Here is a 16805-nt window from a genome sequence, read left to right as displayed (position 1 = left end):
CTGGACCTGGGCGACCCGCCCCGCACCCCTGACACCCTGAGGCGGCACGTTCTTACGGGCGCCGTCCCGCCTCGTCGACGACGACGCGCTCCAGGACGGCGCTGTGCCCGGTCACCGTGCCCTTCTTGAAGCCCGTCGGCAGGTCCTCGGCCGCCACCTGCCGCTCGCCCAGGAACTGCTTGGTCTCCTTGTCGAAGATCAGTTCCTGCCGCTCGCCGTCGTTCTCCCTGGCGATGGCCACGCCGTGCCGGCCCGCCGCGTCCACCGCGTCCTCGCGCACCTCGACGCCGGGGATCTTCGACGCGGCGAGGTAGAGCGCCGCGGCCTGCTTCGGGGGCATCAGGCCGCCGCAGAGGTCGCCGACGAGCACGAAGGCGTTCTGGTCCCTGCTCTCGCCGCCCGAGGACACCCGGTACAGCCAGTCCCGCATGTTGACCGGGTCGGTCGGCAGCTTCTGCAGGCTGCGGTAGTGCGAGTCGCCCTCCGTCAGGGGCAGGTCCGGCGGCATGCGCTCGTGATCGAAGCCGTCGACGCGGTCGTCCACCACCTCCGTGTGCCTGCCGTCGACGGACTCCCAGTACTCCCGGACGTGCAGGGGCTGGATGCGGGCCGTCTCGTCGCTGCCCGTCTCCATGTACCGCTCCTTGGTCCTGATGTACACGAACTGGTCGTCGCGCAGCCCCTTCGGTTCCGGCTGCTTCTCCGCCGCCGCGGCGATCTGCTCCAGCATCCGCACGGTCTCCTCGGACGGCGGCCCCGCCTGCGCCGCCTGGTCGCCGAACGGCGAGGCGACCAGCAGGCCCGCCACGACGGCCGCGGCCACCGCCCCCGTGGCGAGCGCGGGGCGGAACCAGATCTTGGAGTTCTTCTTCGGCGCGGCCGCGGTGGCCCCGCTCTGCCGGATCTCGGTCAACAGGTGCTCCTTGAGCAGGTGATGACGGCCCGGTGGAAGGTCGCGCTCGGGAAAGTCGTTCATCGGTTTCCCTCCTTGATGGGCCTGACCGCGGTGGTGCGGTCACCTCTTGCCTGTCCGCGCCTCTTGGGTGGTTCCAAGGCTTTTGCGAGTTTCACCCGGGCCCGCGAGAGCCGGGAGCGCACCGTGCCGACCGGGATGCCGAGCGCGGCCGCCGCGGAGGCGTAGTCGAGCCCCGACCAGACGCACAGCGCGAGCACCTCGCGCTCGGGGCGGCGCAGTTCGGCCAGGGCCGTGCGGACGAGGGCGAGCTGCTCCTCGTCGTCGATGCGCCCGGCGAGCTCGTCCGCGAAGTCGGCGACCACCTCGTCGCGCGGCAGCCGAGCGACGGCGGCGGCGTGCCTGCGCGCGGCCCTGCGCGTGTTGCGGGTGACGTTCGTGGCGACGCCGAGCAGCCAGGGCCGCAGCGAGCCGCCGTCCTCGTCGACCCTGCCGCGCAGCCGCCAGGCGTCGAGGAAGGTCAGCGACACGATGTCCTCGGCCTGTGTCCAGTCCCCGGTGAGGCGGTAGGCGTGGTTGTACACGGAGCGCGCGCAGGCGTCGAAGAGCTCGCCGAAGGCGTCGGCGTCACCGTCCCTGATGCGGACGCGCAGCGCTCTGTGCCGTGCCTGAAGTTCCCCCTGGTTCGTCTCCACGCCCACTACCTGTCCGTACGGAAGAAGCCGGTTCCCGTGACCTGGGTCACGGGAACCGGCTTCTTGCGGAGGTGAGTCGCTCAGACCCCGGCGTACGAGTGCTTGCCGGTGACGAAGATGTTCACGCCGTAGTAGTTGAACAGCCAGCAGCCGAAGGCGATCAGGGCCAGGTAGGCGGCCTTGCGGCCCTTCCAGCCCGCGGTGGCGCGGGCGTGCAGGTAACCGGCGTACGCGACCCACGTGATGAAGGACCAGACCTCCTTGGGGTCCCAGCCCCAGTAGCGGCCCCATGCGTCGCCCGCCCAGATCGCGCCCGCGATGATCGTGAACGTCCACAGCGGGAAGATCGCGGCGTTCAGGCGGTACGAGAACTTGTCGAGCGAGGCCGCCGAGGGGAGCCGCTCCAGGACGGAGGTGGCGAACTTGCCGGGCTGTCCGCCGCCGGCGAGCTTCGACTCGTAGCTGTCCCGGAAGAGGTAGAGCATCGTCGAGACGAAGCCGACGTAGAAGACCGCACCGCAGAAGATCGCGGTGGAGACGTGGATCCACAGCCAGTACGAGTGGAGCGCGGGGACCAGCTGGTCGCTGTCGGTGTACAGCACGGTGACGGCGAGACCGAGGTCCAGGAGGACCGAGGTGACCAGCGGCAGGCCGAGCCAGGCGATGGGCTTCTTCAGCGCGAGCAGCCCCAGGTACACGCCGACGGCGACGGTGGAGAAGGTGATGTTGAACTCGTACATGTTGCCCCACGGCGCGCGCTGCACCGACAGGGCGCGGGTGAGCACGCCGCCGAACTCGAGCAGGAAGGCGAGCACCGTGAGGGACACGGCGATGCGGCCGTAGAGGTCGCCCTTCTCGTCGCCCGCCGAGGCACCGGGCCCGTCCGGCACGTCACGCGCACCGGCCACGGACCGGGTGACGACCTTGGGCCGCTCCAGCGTCGCCGTGCCGCCCTTGGTCTGGGTGGTGACGGCGGGCGCGGCCGAGGCCGCGGCGGTCTTGCTCTGGGTGAGCGCGGCCGCCGTGCGGGCGACCTTGCTGCGGCTGCCGAAGAGCCACTCCGCCATGTGCGCGAAGAACGCCAGGAGGTAGACGGCCATCGCGGAGTAGATCAGCACGTTGCTGATGTGCGCGAGGTTCTCGTTGGGCTCGGCGGCCAGGGTGGTGGCGAGATTCACTTCTCAGCCCCTTCGGCAGGTACGACATCGGGGTCGGTTGCGGCGTCGGAGCCGGAGGTGGCTTCCGCGTCCGGGTCCTGTGCGGGCGCGGTCGGCGCCTGATCGTGCAGCTGTGCGGCGAGCTGGGACAGCTCCTCGGGAACCTTCGCGGACTCGCTGCGGCCGAGGCCCGCCATCTCGACGACGGTGACGCCGTCGGCCCCCTTGACCGCCCGCACCCACACGCGGCGGCGCTGGATGAACAGGGATCCCGCGAGACCCACGACGGCGCCGATCGCGCCGGTCAGCGCCCACCCGGTGCCGGGCTGCTGGGAGATCTGGAAGGTCGCCCACTCCTTGAGGTCCTTCTCGAAGGTGATCGAGCCGGCGCCGTCCGGGAGCTTCATGGTCTCGCCGGGGCGCAGCCGCTGCTTGAGCAGTTCGCCGTCGGCGTCCTTGAACTTCGTCATCTTGCGGGTGTCCAGCTGGTACACGTTCTGCGGGACACCGGAGTTGACGCCCAGGCTGCCGTGGTAGGCGGACAGGGCGAGGACCGGGTAGTTCGCGGCGGGGAACTGCGAGAACATCTGGCCCTTGCCGACGCCCGCGAAGGTCGGCACGAAGAAGGCGTTGAAGCCGAGCTGGTCCGGGTTGCCGTTCTTGTCGCGGTAGCCGTCCATGACCTTGATGGCGCCGGTCGCGGTGCCGTTCTGGTCGATGGGCAGCACCGGCACGGACGCCCGGTAGACGACCTTGCCCTTGCCGTCGCGGACGGTGACGGCGGGGGCGAAGCCGTGGCCGATTAGGTAGACCTTCGAGCCGTCGACGTCCAGCGGCTCGTTGACCTCGATGGACTTCTTCTTCTCGGCGCCGTCGGGGCCTTCGCTGTAGGTGACGTCCGCGCGATAGGTGCGGGCCGTGCCGCGGTTGGGGCCCTTCTCCTGGTACGTGCCGACGAAATTGTCGAGCTTGAAGCTGAAGGGTGCCAGGTCGTCGGTGTCGTAGAGGCTGCCCGACTTGAAGTCGTCGTACTGGCTGAGGGTGTTGGCGAAGCCGTCGCCCTCCATCACCAGCTTGCCGCCCTCGGACTTGAAGAGCTGTCCGGCGGCGAACGCGAGCAGCATCACGATCAGCGCGATGTGGAAGAGCAGGTTGCCCGCCTCGCGCAGGTAGCCCTTCTCCGCGGCGACGGAGCCGCCCGCGCCGGAGCCCGCGGTGTGGGCGCGGAAGCGGCGCTGCCTGAGCATCGCGAGCGCGGCCTCGTGCACCTGCTCGGGCTCGGCGTCGGTGCGCCACGTCGTGTACGCGGGCAGCCGGGTCAGCTTCCTGGGGGCGCCCGGCGGGCGGCCGCGGAGCTGGCCGACGAACTGCCAGGTGCGGGGCACGATGCAGCCGATGAGGGAGACGAAGAGCAGGATGTAGATCGCGGAGAACCACACCGAGCTGTAGACGTCGAAGAGCTGCAGCTTGTCGTAGATCGGAGCGAGCGTGGTGTGCCGGTCCATGAAGTCCTGGACCTTGAGCTCGTCGACGTTGTTCTGCGGGATCAGCGAGCCCGGGATCGCGCCGAGGGAGAGCAGCAGGAGCAGGATCAGCGCGACCCGCATCGAGGTGAGCTGCCGCCAGAACCAGCGGACCCAGCCGATGAGGCCGAGGCGGGGCAGGTTGGGGGGCTCGTCCCGCTCCCGTGGCGCGGTCGACAGCTTGGCGCCCGCGGCACCGAGGTCGCTGTCCTCACGCGCCTCGGTCGTGCCCTCGGGGGCTCCGGTCGTTCCTTCGGGAGCTTCGGTCTTGCTCATGGATCAGATCCCCACCGTGTAGCCGTTGGTCCAGACCTGCATCTCCTGCACGATGCTGTCCCATGCGCCGGTGACGAGGAGCAGGCCGGTCGCGATCATCATGATGCCGCCGATGCGCATCACCCAGACGTAGTGCCGCTTCACCCAGCCGAAGGCGCCGAGCGTCTTGCGGAAGGCCACGGCCGCGAGGATGAACGGGATACCGAGCCCCAGAGAGTACGCGACCCCGAGGATGGCGCCGCGCTGCGGGTTGGCGCCGTCCGCGGACAGGGCGACGACCGAGGCGAGCGTCGGGCCGATGCAGGGCGTCCAGCCGACGGCGAAGAGGGCGCCCACTATCGGTGCGCCGGCCAGGCCGACGGCGGGCCGCTTGTGGAAGCGGAACTCGCGCTGGGTGAGCCACGGCATGAGCCCCATGAAGAAGAGCCCGAGCGCGATCATGACCACGCCGAGCGTCGTGTTGATGGTGCTCTGGTGCTCCCTGAGCGTGCGCCCGAGGGCACCGAAGAAGACGGTGGCCGAGACGAAGACCACGGTGAAGCCGGCCACGAAGAGACCGGCACCCGCGGCCATCCGGCCGCGCCGTGCCTCGCCGAGGTCCTGTCCGCTGACCCCGGTGACGTACGACAGATAGCCGGGCACCAGCGGCAGGACGCAGGGCGAGAAGAAGGAGACGAGCCCGCCGAGCACGGCAACCGGGATCGCGAGGAGCAGGGCCCCGCTCAGCACGGTCTGGTTGGGTCCGCTGATGGCCGCGAGCGTCGACATCACTTCTCCGCGAGCACGGGGTCGATCATCTTCCGCAGCTTCTCTTCGTCCAGCGGCTGCTGCGAGCGGGCCGCGATCTTCCCGTCCCGGTCGACGACGAGCGTGGAGGGGATGAAGTTCGGGTTGAGCGAGCCCTTGGGGAAGCGCAGCATGAGCTTGCCCATCGGGTCGTGCAGGCTCGGGTAGGGAACCTTGTGTTCCTTCTCGAACTGGATCGCCGGGCCCCGCTCGGGGTCACGCGTGTTGATCCCGACGAACTCGACGCCCTTGGCCTTCGTGTCCGCGGCGACCTTCACGAAGTTCGGCGCCTCGGCCCGGCACGGCGCGCACCAGGATCCCCACACGTTGATGACTACGATCTTGCCCTTGTAGTCCTCGGCGATGTTCAGCTTCTTGCCGTCGAGGGTCTCCCCGTCGAGCGACGGGTTCGACTTGCGGTCCGCCTTCTTGACGGTGGCGATGCCGTCGGATCCGGCGACGAAGTTCGTGTTCCCGGAACCGCCCGACGTGCCGCCGGAACTGCAGGCGGACAGTGTCAGCGCGGCGACGGCGGCACCTGCGGCGAGCAGGGCGGCACGACTGCGACGGTGACTGCTGCTATCGATGCGGTGTGGGGCACGGCAGGCAACACTCATGTGAAAAGTTTCGCATGTCCATTTCGCGGATCTTCCGCACCCCCTCCACCGAACGAAGTCCGCTCTTCAGAGCGGCCGGGAGACCGTCTCAGAGGCTCTTCCAGCCCCCGGCCGGCTGCTGGCCGACCTCAAGGCCCTGGAGCTTGGCGAGGACCTTCGGGTCCTGCACGTCGAGCCAGTCGACGAACTGCCGGAACGAGACGAGGCGCACGTCCTTCTTGCCCGCGATGTGCTTCAGGGCCTCCTCCACGGCATCCATGTAGATGCCGCCGTTCCACTCCTCGAAGTGGTTGCCGATGAAGAACGGCGCGCGGTTGCTCTCGTAGGCCCGCTTGAAGCCGGATATGTACGCCTCCGTGGCCTGCTTGCGCCAGCCCGGGTAGTTGTACGAGGGAGCCTTCGTCGAGTTCTTCGACTGGTTGGCGAGGATGTTGTAGTCCATCGACAGGACCTCGAAGGAGTGCCCGGGGAAGGGCACGGCCTGCAGCGGCAGGTCCCAGATGCCCATCTTCTTCTGGGGCCAGCGCTGGCGGCCGCCGGGCGAGGACGCGTCGTAGCGCCAGCCGAGCTTCTTCGCCGTCGGCAGCAGGTTGTCCTGGCCGAGCAGACAGGGCGTGCGGCCGCCGACGAGTTCCTTGTCGTAGTCGAAGGGCAGCGAAGGCAGGTCGGTCCAGCCCGTGTTCGTACGCCACTTCTTCACAAAGGACTTGGCCTGGTCGATCTCGTCCTGCCACTGCGCGGACGTCCAGTTGGCGACCGAACCCGTGCCCGCGCAGAAGTGCCCGTTGAAGTGCGTGCCGATTTCATGGCCGTCGAGCCAGGCTTCGCGGACGTACTTCAGTGTGTCCTTGATGTGACCGTCGGTGAGATATCCGATGTCGGATGCGCCGACGCCGTTGTTCGGCGGACGGTACATGCGCTTCTTCGATTCCGGCAGCAGATAAAGCCCGGAGAGGAAGAACGTCATGTGTGCGTCGTGCTCCTTGGCGAGCTTCAAAAAGCGCGGGAACAGACCGTTCCCCACTTCGCCCGCACCGTCCCAGGAGAAGATCACGAACTGCGGCGGCGTCTCGCCCGGCTTCAGTGGCACGGGCTTGTCCGGCTGGTGGGGCTGCTTGCCGGTGTAGGCGGTCGAACCGTCACCGATCGGCTTGGCGGGCTGCTTGCCCGCGCGGCCCTGCTCGTCCCCGGCCTTTCCGGCGGGCCCCGACGCATCGCCGTCGCCGCCGGAGCCGCATGCCGCGAGCCCGAAAGCGGCGGCCGCACCGGCGCCGATCCCGAGCATTCCCCTGCGGCTGATGTCGCGCATTCCATCCCCATTCGTCGCGCCCTTGGGTCCGGCCCTGCTCTATCTGCCTGCAAGACGGACGACCAGTTAGAGGGCGCGACGATCACGGGGGTTCCGGTAAGTCGCAATTATTTATGTTGTTTTACCGGAACGGGACATACAGTTGCCGCGCGATTACACGACGTCGATATTCCCAAGGGGCAGCCGAAAGGGAAAAGCAGATGCCCTCAGGCGCCGAATGCCTTGCCCTTGCCCTTCACCGGCTTGGCACCCGCGAGCAGATGCGCGGGTACGAGATCCCTGGCGGGCTCGGTATATCCCACCGAAACGATCTTGTCGCCGCGATAGGTGAACGTCGTCAGCGAGGCGAGCGTGCACTGCCGCTTGCGCGGGTCGTGCCACAGCCGCCGCTTCTCCACGAAACTGCGCACGATCCAGATCGGCAGCTGGTGGCTGACGCACACCGCCTCGTGCCCGCGGGCCGCGTCCTTCGCCGCGTCCAGGGCGCCCATCATCCGCACGACCTGCTCGATGTACGGCTCGCCCCAGGAGGGCTTGAAGGGGTTGACGAGGTGCTTCCAGTTGTCCGGGTTCTTCAGCGCGCCGTCCCCCACCCCGAAGGTCTTGCCCTCGAAGACGTTGCCCGCCTCGATGAGCCGCCCGTCGGTGGCGAGGTCCAGACCGTGCGCCTTGGCGATCGGCGTGGCCGTCTCCTGGGCGCGGTCCAGCGGCGAGGCGACGACATGCGTGATGTCGCGCTGGGAGAGGTGCTCGGCGACGCGGTCGGCCATCTGCCGGCCCAGCTCGGAGAGGTGGTAGTCGGGCAGCCGCCCGTACAGGATCCCCTCCGGGTTGTGCACCTCGCCGTGGCGCATCACGTGGACGACGGTCAGCTCGTCGCCCGCCGGGGTGGCGGTCATGCGGAGACCTCCGTGGCTTCCGCGGCCGCACGCGCGGCACCCGGCAGGGCCGCGGCGATCCGCTCGACGGCCCGCTCGTCGTGAGCGGTGGACACGAACCAGGACTCGAAGGCCGACGGCGGCAGATAGACGCCCTGCGACAGCATCGAGTGGAAGAACGCGGTGAAGCGGAAGGAGTCCTGCGCCTTCGCGCCCTCGTAGTTGCGCACCTCGCGGTCGGCGAAGAAGACGGAGAACATGTTCGACGCGTTCTGCACCCGGTGGGCGACGCCCTCCTTGGCGAGCGCCTCCGTCACGAGCGAGCGGAGCTCCGCGGAGACGGCGTCCACCTTCTCGTACGCCGCGTCGTCCAGGAGGCGCAGCTGCGCGAGGCCCGCGGCCGTCGCGACCGGGTTCCCGGACAGCGTGCCCGCCTGGTAGACGGGGCCCGCCGGGGCGAGGTGCGCCATGACGTCGGCGCGACCGCCGAAGGCCGCGGCCGGGAAGCCGCCGCCCATGACCTTGCCGAAGGTCATCAGGTCGGGCGTCACGCCGTCCACGCCGAACCAGCCGGCCTTCGACGTGCGGAAGCCGGTCATCACCTCGTCCGAGATGTACAGCGCGCCGTTCTTGGCGCAGGCGGCCTTCAGGCCCTCGTTGAAGCCCGGCAGCGGCGGCACCACGCCCATGTTGCCCGGCGACGCCTCGGTGATGACGCAGGCGATCTCGCCGGGGTACTTGTGGAAGGCCTCGTGCACGGCCTCGATGTCGTTGTACGGGACGACGATGGTGTCGCCCGCCTGGGCACCGGTGACACCCGGGGTGTCGGGCAGGCCGAACGTCGCCACGCCCGAACCCGCCGAGGCGAGCAGCGCGTCGACGTGTCCGTGGTAGCAACCGGCGAACTTGATCACCTTGGCGCGGCCGGTGAAGCCGCGCGCCAGCCGGATGGCGGACATCGTCGCCTCGGTGCCGCTGGAGACGAGCCGCACCTGCTCGACGGGCTCGATGCGGGCCACGATCTCCTCGGCGAGCGCGACCTCGCCCTCACCGGGCGTGCCGAAGGAGGTGCCGCGCGAGACGGCCTCCTGCACGGCGGCGGTCACCTCGGGGTGGCTGTGCCCGAGGATCATCGGACCCCATGAGCACACGAGGTCGACGTACTCACGGCCGTCGGCATCAGTCAGGTACGGACCGGCACCGGACACCATGAAACGGGGCGTACCACCCACAGCGCGGAACGCGCGCACGGGAGAGTTCACACCGCCGGGCGTCACGGCCGCCGCACGGTCGAAAAGAGTCTGCGAAACTGGGGCGCTATACGGGAAGCTCACACGAGCCATGGTGTCAGAGGGTCCGGACATCCTGCGGACAGGTGTTTCGCTCCACGTTTTAGCGGGTGAACGTGGGGGAGGTCACTGACACGATGATCGGGTTGCGTGGCGGGGCCGCGAGGCCTAGAAAAGACAGGGCCGTGCCGCCCTGGCAAAGCAGTCGGGTGGAGATATGCATCGCGGTGGCGGACTGGGCGAGGGGACCGACGGCCTGGGCCCCCGGCGTGCCCGGCGGGGCAAGCACCGACGCGAGGCGGAAGCGGAACCGGCGCAGGCGCCCGACCAGGCGCGAGGCGGATCCGACGGGATCGGCGAGTCACGGCGGGACCGGGTGAGCAGCAGGAGTGGCGGGGTGGGGGTGACCTACAAGTACTTCGGTGCCCCGGACGGCGCGACCGCCGCCCGTGTGCCGATCTCGATGCGCCCCGAGGAACTCGGCGGCGACGAGCTCGGCATGGGCGGAATGTTCACGAAGATCAAGCCCGAGACGATGGCCGCGATGGTCCTGACCGGCATCGAGGGCATACCCCTCCACAAGGTCCCGCCACTCGAACTGGTCGTCCTCCACCCCGACTACGCCGTGGTGAAGCTCCCCATGACCGTCGTCGACCCGCTGCGCGGCATCGGCGAGGAGTCGGTGGGCGCCGCGGCCTTCATCTGGTCCACGGTCCCGGACCGCGGCGGCCCGCGCGACGCCTTCAACGTGTACCAACTCCTGAACGAGTGGCAGGACTTCAGCCACCGCCTGCACGACGCGGGCCACCAGGCGTACTGCCTGGTGTGGCCCTGAGCGTCGCCCTCCCCTCCCCTAGGACCTGCCGAGCGCGGCGAGTTGCTCCGCGAAGGGGACGACCGGCCCGAGCGAGTCGGGGGCGGTCCGTTCGGCCGGTGCCGGCCGCATGAGCCGCGCGAGCTCCGCGCCCGCCCGGTCCACCCGCTCCGCGAGCCCTTCCGCGCCCCAGTCCTCGGACGCCGCGTACACCCCGGTGGGCACGACGACGGCCCGCAGATAGGCGAACAGGGGCCGCAGCGCGTGGTCCAGGACGAGGGAGTGCCGCGCCGTGCCGCCCGTCGCCGCGACGAGGACCGGCGTCCCCGCCAGCGCGTCCTTGTCGAACCCGCTCACCGCGTCGAAGAAGGACTTGAACAGCCCGCTGTACGAGGCGGAGAAGACCGGGGTGACGGCGATCAGACCGTCGGCGCCGCGCACCGCGTCGATCGCGGCGCCGAGGGCGGGCCCGGGGAACCCGGTGGTGAGGCTCTGGGCGATCTCGACGGCGAGGTCGCGCAGCTCGACGACTTCGGTGTCCGCCTCCGCATGGTGCGCGGCGGCGGCCGCGAGCCGGTCGGCGAGCAGCCTGGTGGACGAGGGCACGCTCAGGCCTGCCGATACGACGACGAGCTTCATGCCGTCACCTCTGCTTCCTGTTCTGCCTGTTCTTCCTGTGCGGTGGTGCGGGCGGCGGTCCGTGCCGCGTGCGTGGGCGCGTCCGGGACGTCGGCCGGGCGGTTCTTCGCGAACTCCTCGCGCAGCACGGGGACGACCTCCTCGCCGAGGATGTCGAGCTGCTCCAGGACGGTCTTCAGGGGCAGCCCGGCGTGGTCCATCAGGAACAGCTGCCGCTGGTAGTCACCCACGCTGTCGCGGAAGGACAGCGTCCGCTCGATGACCTGCTGCGGGGAGCCCACGGTGAGCGGGGTCTGCGAGGTGAACTCCTCCAGCGAGGGCCCGTGTCCGTAGACGGGCGCGTTGTCGAAGTAGGGGCGGAACTCGCGCACCGCGTCCTGGGAGTTCTTCCGCATGAACACCTGCCCGCCGAGCCCGACGATCGCCTGCTCCGGCGTGCCGTGCCCGTAGTGCGCGTACCGCGAGCGGTACAGCTCGACCATCTTCCTGGTGTGGTCGGCGGGCCAGAAGATGTTGTTGTGGAAGAAGCCGTCTCCGTAGTACGCGGCCTGCTCGGCGATCTCCGGGGACCGGATCGAGCCGTGCCAGACGAAGGGCGCGACGCCGTCGAGCGGCCGGGGCGTCGAGGTGAAGGACTGCAGCGGCGTGCGGAACTTGCCCTCCCAGGTGACGACTTCCTCGTCCCAGAGGCGGCGCAGGAGCGCGTAGTTCTCGACGGCGAGGTTGATGCCCTGGCGGATGTCCTTGCCGAACCACGGATAGACGGGACCCGTGTTGCCGCGGCCCATCATCAGGTCGACACGGCCGTCCGCGAGGTGCTGCAGCATCGCGAAGTCCTCGGCGATCTTCACCGGGTCGTTGGTGGTGATGAGCGTGGTGGAGGTGGAGAGGACGAGCCGTTCGGTGCGGGCGGCGATGTAGCCGAGCATCGTGGTCGGGGACGAGGGCACGAAGGGCGGGTTGTGGTGCTCGCCGGTCGCGAAGACGTCGAGGCCGACCTCTTCGGCCTTGAGGGCGATGGCGACCATCGCCTTGATGCGCTCGCGCTCCGTGGGGGTGCGGCCGGTGGTCGGGTCGGCGGTCACGTCGCCGACGCTGAAGATCCCGAACTGCATGGCTGGCTCACTCTCCGCGGTTCCGCAGGTTGTTTACGGTTCAACTATACCTGCGGAACGGAGGCACCGCGCGAGCTATTCCCGCCGGGCCTGGCGCCGCCCGTGCGGTGCGGCTCGGTGGCGCCCGTGCGGTGCGGCTCCGCGGTGCCCGTGCGGGGCGCCTCCGTGGCGGCGCGCCTACCGCGCCGTCCAGTACGGGTCGCGCCCCGTCTCCGCCAGCAGCCGCTCGAAGGCGGTGGCACGTGCCTCGTCCACCGGCACGGCCTCTCCGAAGACGCCCATCTTCCGGGCCATGGGCGCCATGCCCGCGACCGCCGCGGTCAGCCGCTCCACGACGGCGTCCCCCTCCCCCTCCCCTTGCCGGTACTCCTGGCCCGTGGCCCGCGCCAGGTCCCACGCGTGCACGGTCAGGTCGAGCAGCACCATGCAGCCGACCGTCTCGGCCGGCATGTCCATCGCACCGGTGGTGCCCTCGTCGGCGCCGGGCTCGCCCCAGGCGAGGACGAGCTCGTCCACCTCCCCGAGGAGTCGCTCGCGCCAGTCGTCGCCGCTGTTCGCCAGATGATCCGGTGTCTCGGAGAAGTCCGAGTTCCGCTTGGCGGCCAGCTCCTGGAACTGGACGACCACGTGGAAGAGGTGGTTGACCAGCGCCCGCACGTCGTAGTCGGCGCACGGGGTGGGATCGCCCAGGCGGTCGTCGGGGAGGGCGCGCACGACGGGGGCGGCGCGCTCGGCGGCCAGGGCGAGCAGCTCGCTGATCCTGAGGTCGGAGGGGGTGCATGAAGTGTCCATGGGACGACGGTACGAAGGCGGACGCGCCCGCGGCTTGAAGAAACACGACACTCCGCGCCGACACGACCGCCGCGCCCTACGATCCGTCCATGCCGGACGTACCCGCGCCTTCCGACCCCGAAGGACCCCGTCGCGACACCCGGGGCATCGTGGACGCGCCCGGGCTCTTCTCCAAGGTGCGGTTCCGCCGCCACACCCCCGCGGAGGCGCTCCGCCCGTATCTGGAGCACTACTGGCTGATCGACTGGGACCTGCCGGAGCCCTACGCCACCCACGTGGTCCCGCACCCGTCGGTGAACGTGGTCTTCCAGTCGTACGCACCGCACGTACCGCCCACGCCAGGGCCCGAACCGCGCCCCTTCGGAGAGGGCACCTTCGAAGAGGGCACCTTCGAAGAGGTCGCGGGCATCGGACTCGGTCTCTTCAGCAGGAAGCTGGCGGGGCGCGGACGGGTGTGCGGGGTGCAGTTCCGGCCGGGCGCCTTCCGTCCGTTCGCGCCGGACCGCCCGGTGTCCGACCTGACCGGCCACAGGCTCCCCCTGCACCAGGTCTTCCCGCGCACCCCCGACGAGGCGGCGAACGCCGCGGCCGCGGCACTCACCCCCGACGACGACCACGCGCGCGTGGCGGCACTCGACGCCTTCCTGCTGGGACTCGGCCCCGCGCCGGACCCGCAGTCGGACCTCGCGACGGGCCTCGTCGACCGCATCCGCAACGACCGCTCGATCCGGCGCGTGGACGCGTTCGCGCGCGCGGAGGGCATGTCGGTGCGGGCGCTGCAGCGGCTGTTCTCCGCGTACGTCGGGGTGGGACCGAAGTGGATCATCCTGCGGTACCGCATCCACGAGGCCCTGGAGCGGGCCGAGTCGGAGCGGGACGTGGACTGGGCGGAGCTGGCGGCCGCCCTGGGATACGCCGACCAGGCCCACCTCGTACGGGACTTCACGGCGACCGTGGGCGTCCCGCCGACGGCGTACGGGCCGCACTGAGGGTTCGCCGCGGGGCCGTTGTCGGACCCGCCGCCTACGGTGGGTCCATGGAGCGATCACAGGCACCGGAAATGCGCCTTGAACCCTGGTCCGAGGACGACGGCCTCGCGCTGCTCCGGCGGCTCAACACCCCGGAGATGACGGAGCACTTGGGCGGCCCCGAGAGCGAGGAGAAGGTCGCGGACCGCCACCGCCGCTATCTCGCGCTCGGCGACGGCAAGGGCCAGATGTTCCGCATCACGCTGGACAGCCGCACCGCGGGCTCGATCGGGTACTGGGAGACGGCCTGGCAGGGCGAGCCGGTCTGGGAGACCGGCTGGGGCGTGCTGCCCGAGTTCCAGGGCATGGGCGTCGCGGCGGGCGCGGCGCGGCTCGTGATCGAGCAGGCGCGGGCGGCCGGCCGCCACGCCCACCTGCACGCCTTCCCCGCGACGGACCACGGCGCGTCGAACGCGGTGTGCCGCAAGGCGGGCTTCACGCTGCGCGGCGAGTCGACGGTCGAGTACCCCAAGGGCAACTGGCACGCCTGCAACGACTGGCGCGTCACCTTGAACCCGAGCTGACCTCCCGGCCCGGTCGAGCAGGGGCGCGCCGCCGCCCCCGGCCGGGCACATAAATCGCCTTGACAGCCGCGGGGCCCCTCCTTCACATTTACCTGCGTCACGCAATCTCTGCGTTACGCAGAGATTGCCTCCACCCCGGCAACTCCGGAACGAAGGACCCCGTGCTCACCGAAAGCGACACCACACAGCCCCCGCCCACCGCCCTCTCCGCCCGAAAACGCTGGGCCGTCCTCGGCGTCGTCCTCGCCGCCGACGTCCTCGACCTCGTCGACGCCACCATCACCAACGTCGCCGCCCCCTCCATCGCGAAGGACCTCGGCGGCGGCCCCGCCCTGATCCAGTGGCTCGGCGCCTCCTACGCGCTGGCGCTCGGCGTCCTCCTCGTCCTCGGCGGCCGCCTCGGCGACAAGTACGGGCGCCGCCGCCTCTTCCTCGTCGGCCTCACCGGCTTCACGCTCGCCTCCCTCGCCTGCGGCCTCGCCCCCACCCCCGGGACCCTCGTCACCGCCCGCCTCGCGCAGGGCGCGTTCGGCGCCCTCGTCATCCCGCAGGGCTTCGGCATCCTCGGCGCCACCTGGCCCCGCGAACAGATCGGCAAGGCCTTCAGCCTCTTCGGCCCCGTCATGGGACTCTCCGCCGTCGGCGGCCCCGTCCTCGCCGGATTCCTCATCGACGCCGACCTCGGCGGCCTCGGCTGGCGCCCCATGTTCCTGATCAACCTCGTGCTCGGCGGCGCGGCCCTCGTCGCCGCCGCCCGCCTGCTCCCCAAGGACGGCGCCGACCCCGCCACCTCCATCGACGGCCTCGGCTCCGCGCTCCTCGGCGCCACCATGCTCGGGCTGCTCTCCGGCCTCATCGAGGGCTCCGCCAACGGCTGGACCGCCCTGCCCGTCCTCCTCCTCGCGGTCGGCCTCGCCGCCTTCGCGCTCTTCTGCCGACGCCAGACCACCGCCCGGAACCCGCTGATCCAGCCCTCGCTGCTGCGCAACCGCGGCTTCACATCGGGCCTGGTGCTCGGCGTCGTCTTCTTCGCCGCCGTCTCCGGACTGCTCTACGTCATCTCGCTGTTCCTCCAGCAGGGCCTCGCGCTCTCCCCCTCCGACACCGCGCTCGGCCTGCTCCCGCTCTCCGCCGGGATCGTCGTCGCGTCGATCGCCTGCTACGGACTCATCGGCAGGTTCGGCCGCACCCTCGTCCTCGCGGGCCTGCTCATCACGCTCACCGGCACCGGCTGGCTCCTCGCCCAGACCGCCGCCACCGGCACGGGGACCAGCACCTGGGCCCTCGTGCCGCCGCTGCTCGTCATCGGCCTCGGCATGGGCACCTGCTTCGGCACCGTCTACGACGTCACGATCGGCGACATCGCCCCGGCGGAGGCGGGCAGCGCGAGCGGCTCGCTCAGCGCGGTGCAGCAGCTCGCCACCGCCATCGGCGCGGCCACGGTCACCACCGTCTTCTTCAAGACCGCTGACGGCGGCCACGGCCACGCCATGACGGTCAGCCTCGTCGTGGTCGCGGGCGTCACGCTGCTCTGCTGCCCCCTCGTACGGCTGCTGCCGCGCAAGGCACCGGAGGAGCGCGGGCACTGACCGGCCGGGACGCCGCGGGCCCCGCCCCTCCCCGCGACCCGCGACCGGTCAGCCGTCCAGCTCCCCGCCCCGGATCCGCTCCACCTGCGACCCGCTGAACTCCACCGTGCGCCTCATATGGCCGATGACCAGGGCGAGTTCATCGTCGTCGAGCCCTTCGAAGAGCTCGAACCAGCCGCCGCTCAGCTTCCCCCACATCCGCCCGAACTCGGCGACCTTCTCCGGCACCGTCGCGACGAGCACCCGCCGCCGGTCGGTGGTGTCCCGTTCCCGTACGACGTAGCCCGCCTTCTCCAGGCGGTCGACGAGCCGCGTCGCCGAGCCCGTCGTCAGGCCGGTCAGCTCCGCGATGCGGCCGGTGGTGACCGGGCCGTCCTCCAGACCGAGCAGGTTCAGGCACTGCACGTCGGTGGGGTGCAGCGCGAGATGGTCGGCGACGGCCTGGTTGAAGAGGGCGTACGAGGCCATGTAGCGCCGCGACTCGACGGACAGCTCGCTCATCAGCAGCCCGCGCCGCCCCCCGGAAGGCTGCCCACTCGCCGCCTTCCCGCTCTTCGCCGCGCTCTTCGCCGCACTCTTCGCCATGACGGAAACGCTCCTCCAGGAGGCTGATATCTGCGTCGGACAGCAAGCGTACGACGCACACATTCACGGCGATCAGAAGTAATAGGTGTCCCCCGTATCGAGGGCCAGCACCGCCTGCTCGTTGTTCCGCGGATTGCGGTCCACGGCCCCGCCGCTCCACTCCGTGCCGATCCGCACCCGCACCTCGGCCGGCCTCCCCGCCACCCGCGCCGCGATCTCGACGGGCTCCCCCACGCTCCCCGCGTCCAGCGCACCGGTGCGGCACAGCACCCCGCC

General features: G+C 70.5%; 17 protein-coding genes and 1 pseudogene. 4 read left to right on the top strand and 14 right to left on the bottom strand.

Annotated elements, in window-relative coordinates:
* Nucleotides 1–52: 52 nt before the first annotated feature.
* The 9 genes from AOK03_RS13660 to hemL form a co-directional block, all read right to left on the bottom strand.
* Nucleotides 53–976 carry a CU044_5270 family protein gene (locus tag AOK03_RS13660; protein ID WP_055565503.1) on the bottom strand — a complete coding sequence of 308 codons (924 nt, stop codon included), beginning with the start codon at nt 974–976 and terminating at the stop codon, nt 53–55.
* Nucleotides 973–1608, bottom strand: coding sequence for an RNA polymerase sigma factor (locus AOK03_RS13655; protein WP_055565517.1), 636 nt, complete (start codon nt 1606–1608; stop codon nt 973–975). The genes AOK03_RS13660 and AOK03_RS13655 overlap by 4 nt, the downstream gene beginning before the upstream one ends.
* Before the next feature lie 80 nt (nt 1609–1688).
* Nucleotides 1689–2786 carry a c-type cytochrome biogenesis protein CcsB gene (gene ccsB / locus AOK03_RS13650; protein ID WP_055565502.1) on the bottom strand — a complete coding sequence of 366 codons (1098 nt, stop codon included), beginning with the start codon at nt 2784–2786 and terminating at the stop codon, nt 1689–1691.
* Nucleotides 2783–4564: a cytochrome c biogenesis protein ResB gene (gene resB, locus AOK03_RS13645; RefSeq protein WP_055565501.1), complete on the bottom strand. Its 1782-nt coding sequence runs from the start codon at nt 4562–4564 to the stop codon at nt 2783–2785. The genes ccsB and resB overlap by 4 nt, the downstream gene beginning before the upstream one ends.
* Nucleotides 4565–4567: 3 nt before the next feature.
* On the bottom strand, nt 4568–5332 hold the full coding sequence (locus AOK03_RS13640) for a cytochrome c biogenesis CcdA family protein (RefSeq protein ID WP_055565500.1): 765 nt from the start codon (nt 5330–5332) through the stop codon (nt 4568–4570).
* Nucleotides 5332–5967, bottom strand: a complete 636-nt coding sequence (locus AOK03_RS13635; RefSeq protein WP_055565499.1) for a TlpA family protein disulfide reductase — start codon at nt 5965–5967, stop codon at nt 5332–5334. The genes AOK03_RS13640 and AOK03_RS13635 overlap by 1 nt, the downstream gene beginning before the upstream one ends.
* 88 nt (nt 5968–6055) lie before the next feature.
* The gene (locus tag AOK03_RS13630; protein WP_107097994.1) at nt 6056–7276 is read right to left on the bottom strand and encodes a polysaccharide deacetylase family protein; all 1221 of its coding nucleotides are present in this window, start codon (nt 7274–7276) and stop codon (nt 6056–6058) included.
* 206 nt (nt 7277–7482) lie between these two features.
* Nucleotides 7483–8175, bottom strand: a complete 693-nt coding sequence (locus AOK03_RS13625) for a histidine phosphatase family protein (RefSeq protein WP_055565497.1) — start codon at nt 8173–8175, stop codon at nt 7483–7485.
* A complete protein-coding gene (gene hemL / locus AOK03_RS13620) occupies nt 8172–9497 on the bottom strand; it encodes a glutamate-1-semialdehyde 2,1-aminomutase (RefSeq protein WP_079074699.1) in 1326 nt (441 codons plus the stop codon). The genes AOK03_RS13625 and hemL overlap by 4 nt, the downstream gene beginning before the upstream one ends.
* A 163-nt stretch (nt 9498–9660) precedes the next feature.
* Between hemL and AOK03_RS13615 the strand changes: the two genes are divergently transcribed.
* Complete coding sequence (locus tag AOK03_RS13615) at nt 9661–10278, top strand: hypothetical protein (RefSeq protein WP_079074698.1); 618 nt, start codon at nt 9661–9663, stop codon at nt 10276–10278.
* 18 nt (nt 10279–10296) lie between these two features.
* Here AOK03_RS13615 and AOK03_RS13610 read toward each other — a convergent pair whose 3' ends face one another.
* The 3 genes from AOK03_RS13610 to AOK03_RS13600 form a co-directional block, all read right to left on the bottom strand.
* Nucleotides 10297–10896, bottom strand: a complete 600-nt coding sequence (locus AOK03_RS13610) for a CE1759 family FMN reductase (RefSeq protein ID WP_055565494.1) — start codon at nt 10894–10896, stop codon at nt 10297–10299.
* Nucleotides 10893–12011, bottom strand: a complete 1119-nt coding sequence (locus AOK03_RS13605; protein WP_055565493.1) for an LLM class flavin-dependent oxidoreductase — start codon at nt 12009–12011, stop codon at nt 10893–10895. Before AOK03_RS13605 ends, AOK03_RS13610 begins: the two co-directional genes overlap by 4 nt.
* A 177-nt stretch (nt 12012–12188) precedes the next feature.
* The gene (locus AOK03_RS13600) at nt 12189–12803 is read right to left on the bottom strand and encodes a TIGR03086 family metal-binding protein (RefSeq protein WP_055565492.1); all 615 of its coding nucleotides are present in this window, start codon (nt 12801–12803) and stop codon (nt 12189–12191) included.
* A gap of 89 nt (nt 12804–12892) precedes the next feature.
* On the opposite strand from AOK03_RS13600, the gene AOK03_RS13595 reads away from it, so the two are divergent.
* From AOK03_RS13595 to AOK03_RS13585, 3 genes are all read left to right on the top strand, one after another.
* Nucleotides 12893–13792 carry a helix-turn-helix domain-containing protein gene (locus tag AOK03_RS13595; RefSeq protein ID WP_055565491.1) on the top strand — a complete coding sequence of 300 codons (900 nt, stop codon included), beginning with the start codon at nt 12893–12895 and terminating at the stop codon, nt 13790–13792.
* 47 nt (nt 13793–13839) lie between these two features.
* Nucleotides 13840–14355, top strand: a complete 516-nt coding sequence (locus AOK03_RS13590; protein ID WP_055565490.1) for a GNAT family N-acetyltransferase — start codon at nt 13840–13842, stop codon at nt 14353–14355.
* Nucleotides 14356–14516: 161 nt separating this feature from the next.
* Nucleotides 14517–15944 (top strand): MFS transporter, encoded by a 1428-nt coding sequence (locus AOK03_RS13585; RefSeq protein ID WP_055565489.1) that lies wholly within the window; start codon nt 14517–14519, stop codon nt 15942–15944.
* Between the two features lie 48 nt (nt 15945–15992).
* Here AOK03_RS13585 and AOK03_RS13580 read toward each other — a convergent pair whose 3' ends face one another.
* Entirely contained in the window at nt 15993–16445 is a 453-nt protein-coding gene (locus AOK03_RS13580; protein ID WP_055565516.1) for a MarR family winged helix-turn-helix transcriptional regulator, read from the bottom strand.
* Nucleotides 16446–16601: 156 nt separating this feature from the next.
* Nucleotides 16602–16805 (bottom strand): annotated as a pseudogene (locus tag AOK03_RS13575) (hypothetical protein); the annotation flags it as partial.

The sequence above is a fragment of the Streptomyces atriruber genome (genome assembly GCF_001418325.1).
Lineage (GTDB): Bacteria > Actinomycetota > Actinomycetes > Streptomycetales > Streptomycetaceae > Streptomyces > Streptomyces atriruber.
Note: the sequence above shows the minus strand (reverse complement) of the source record. Positions and strands in the feature narration are given on the sequence as shown.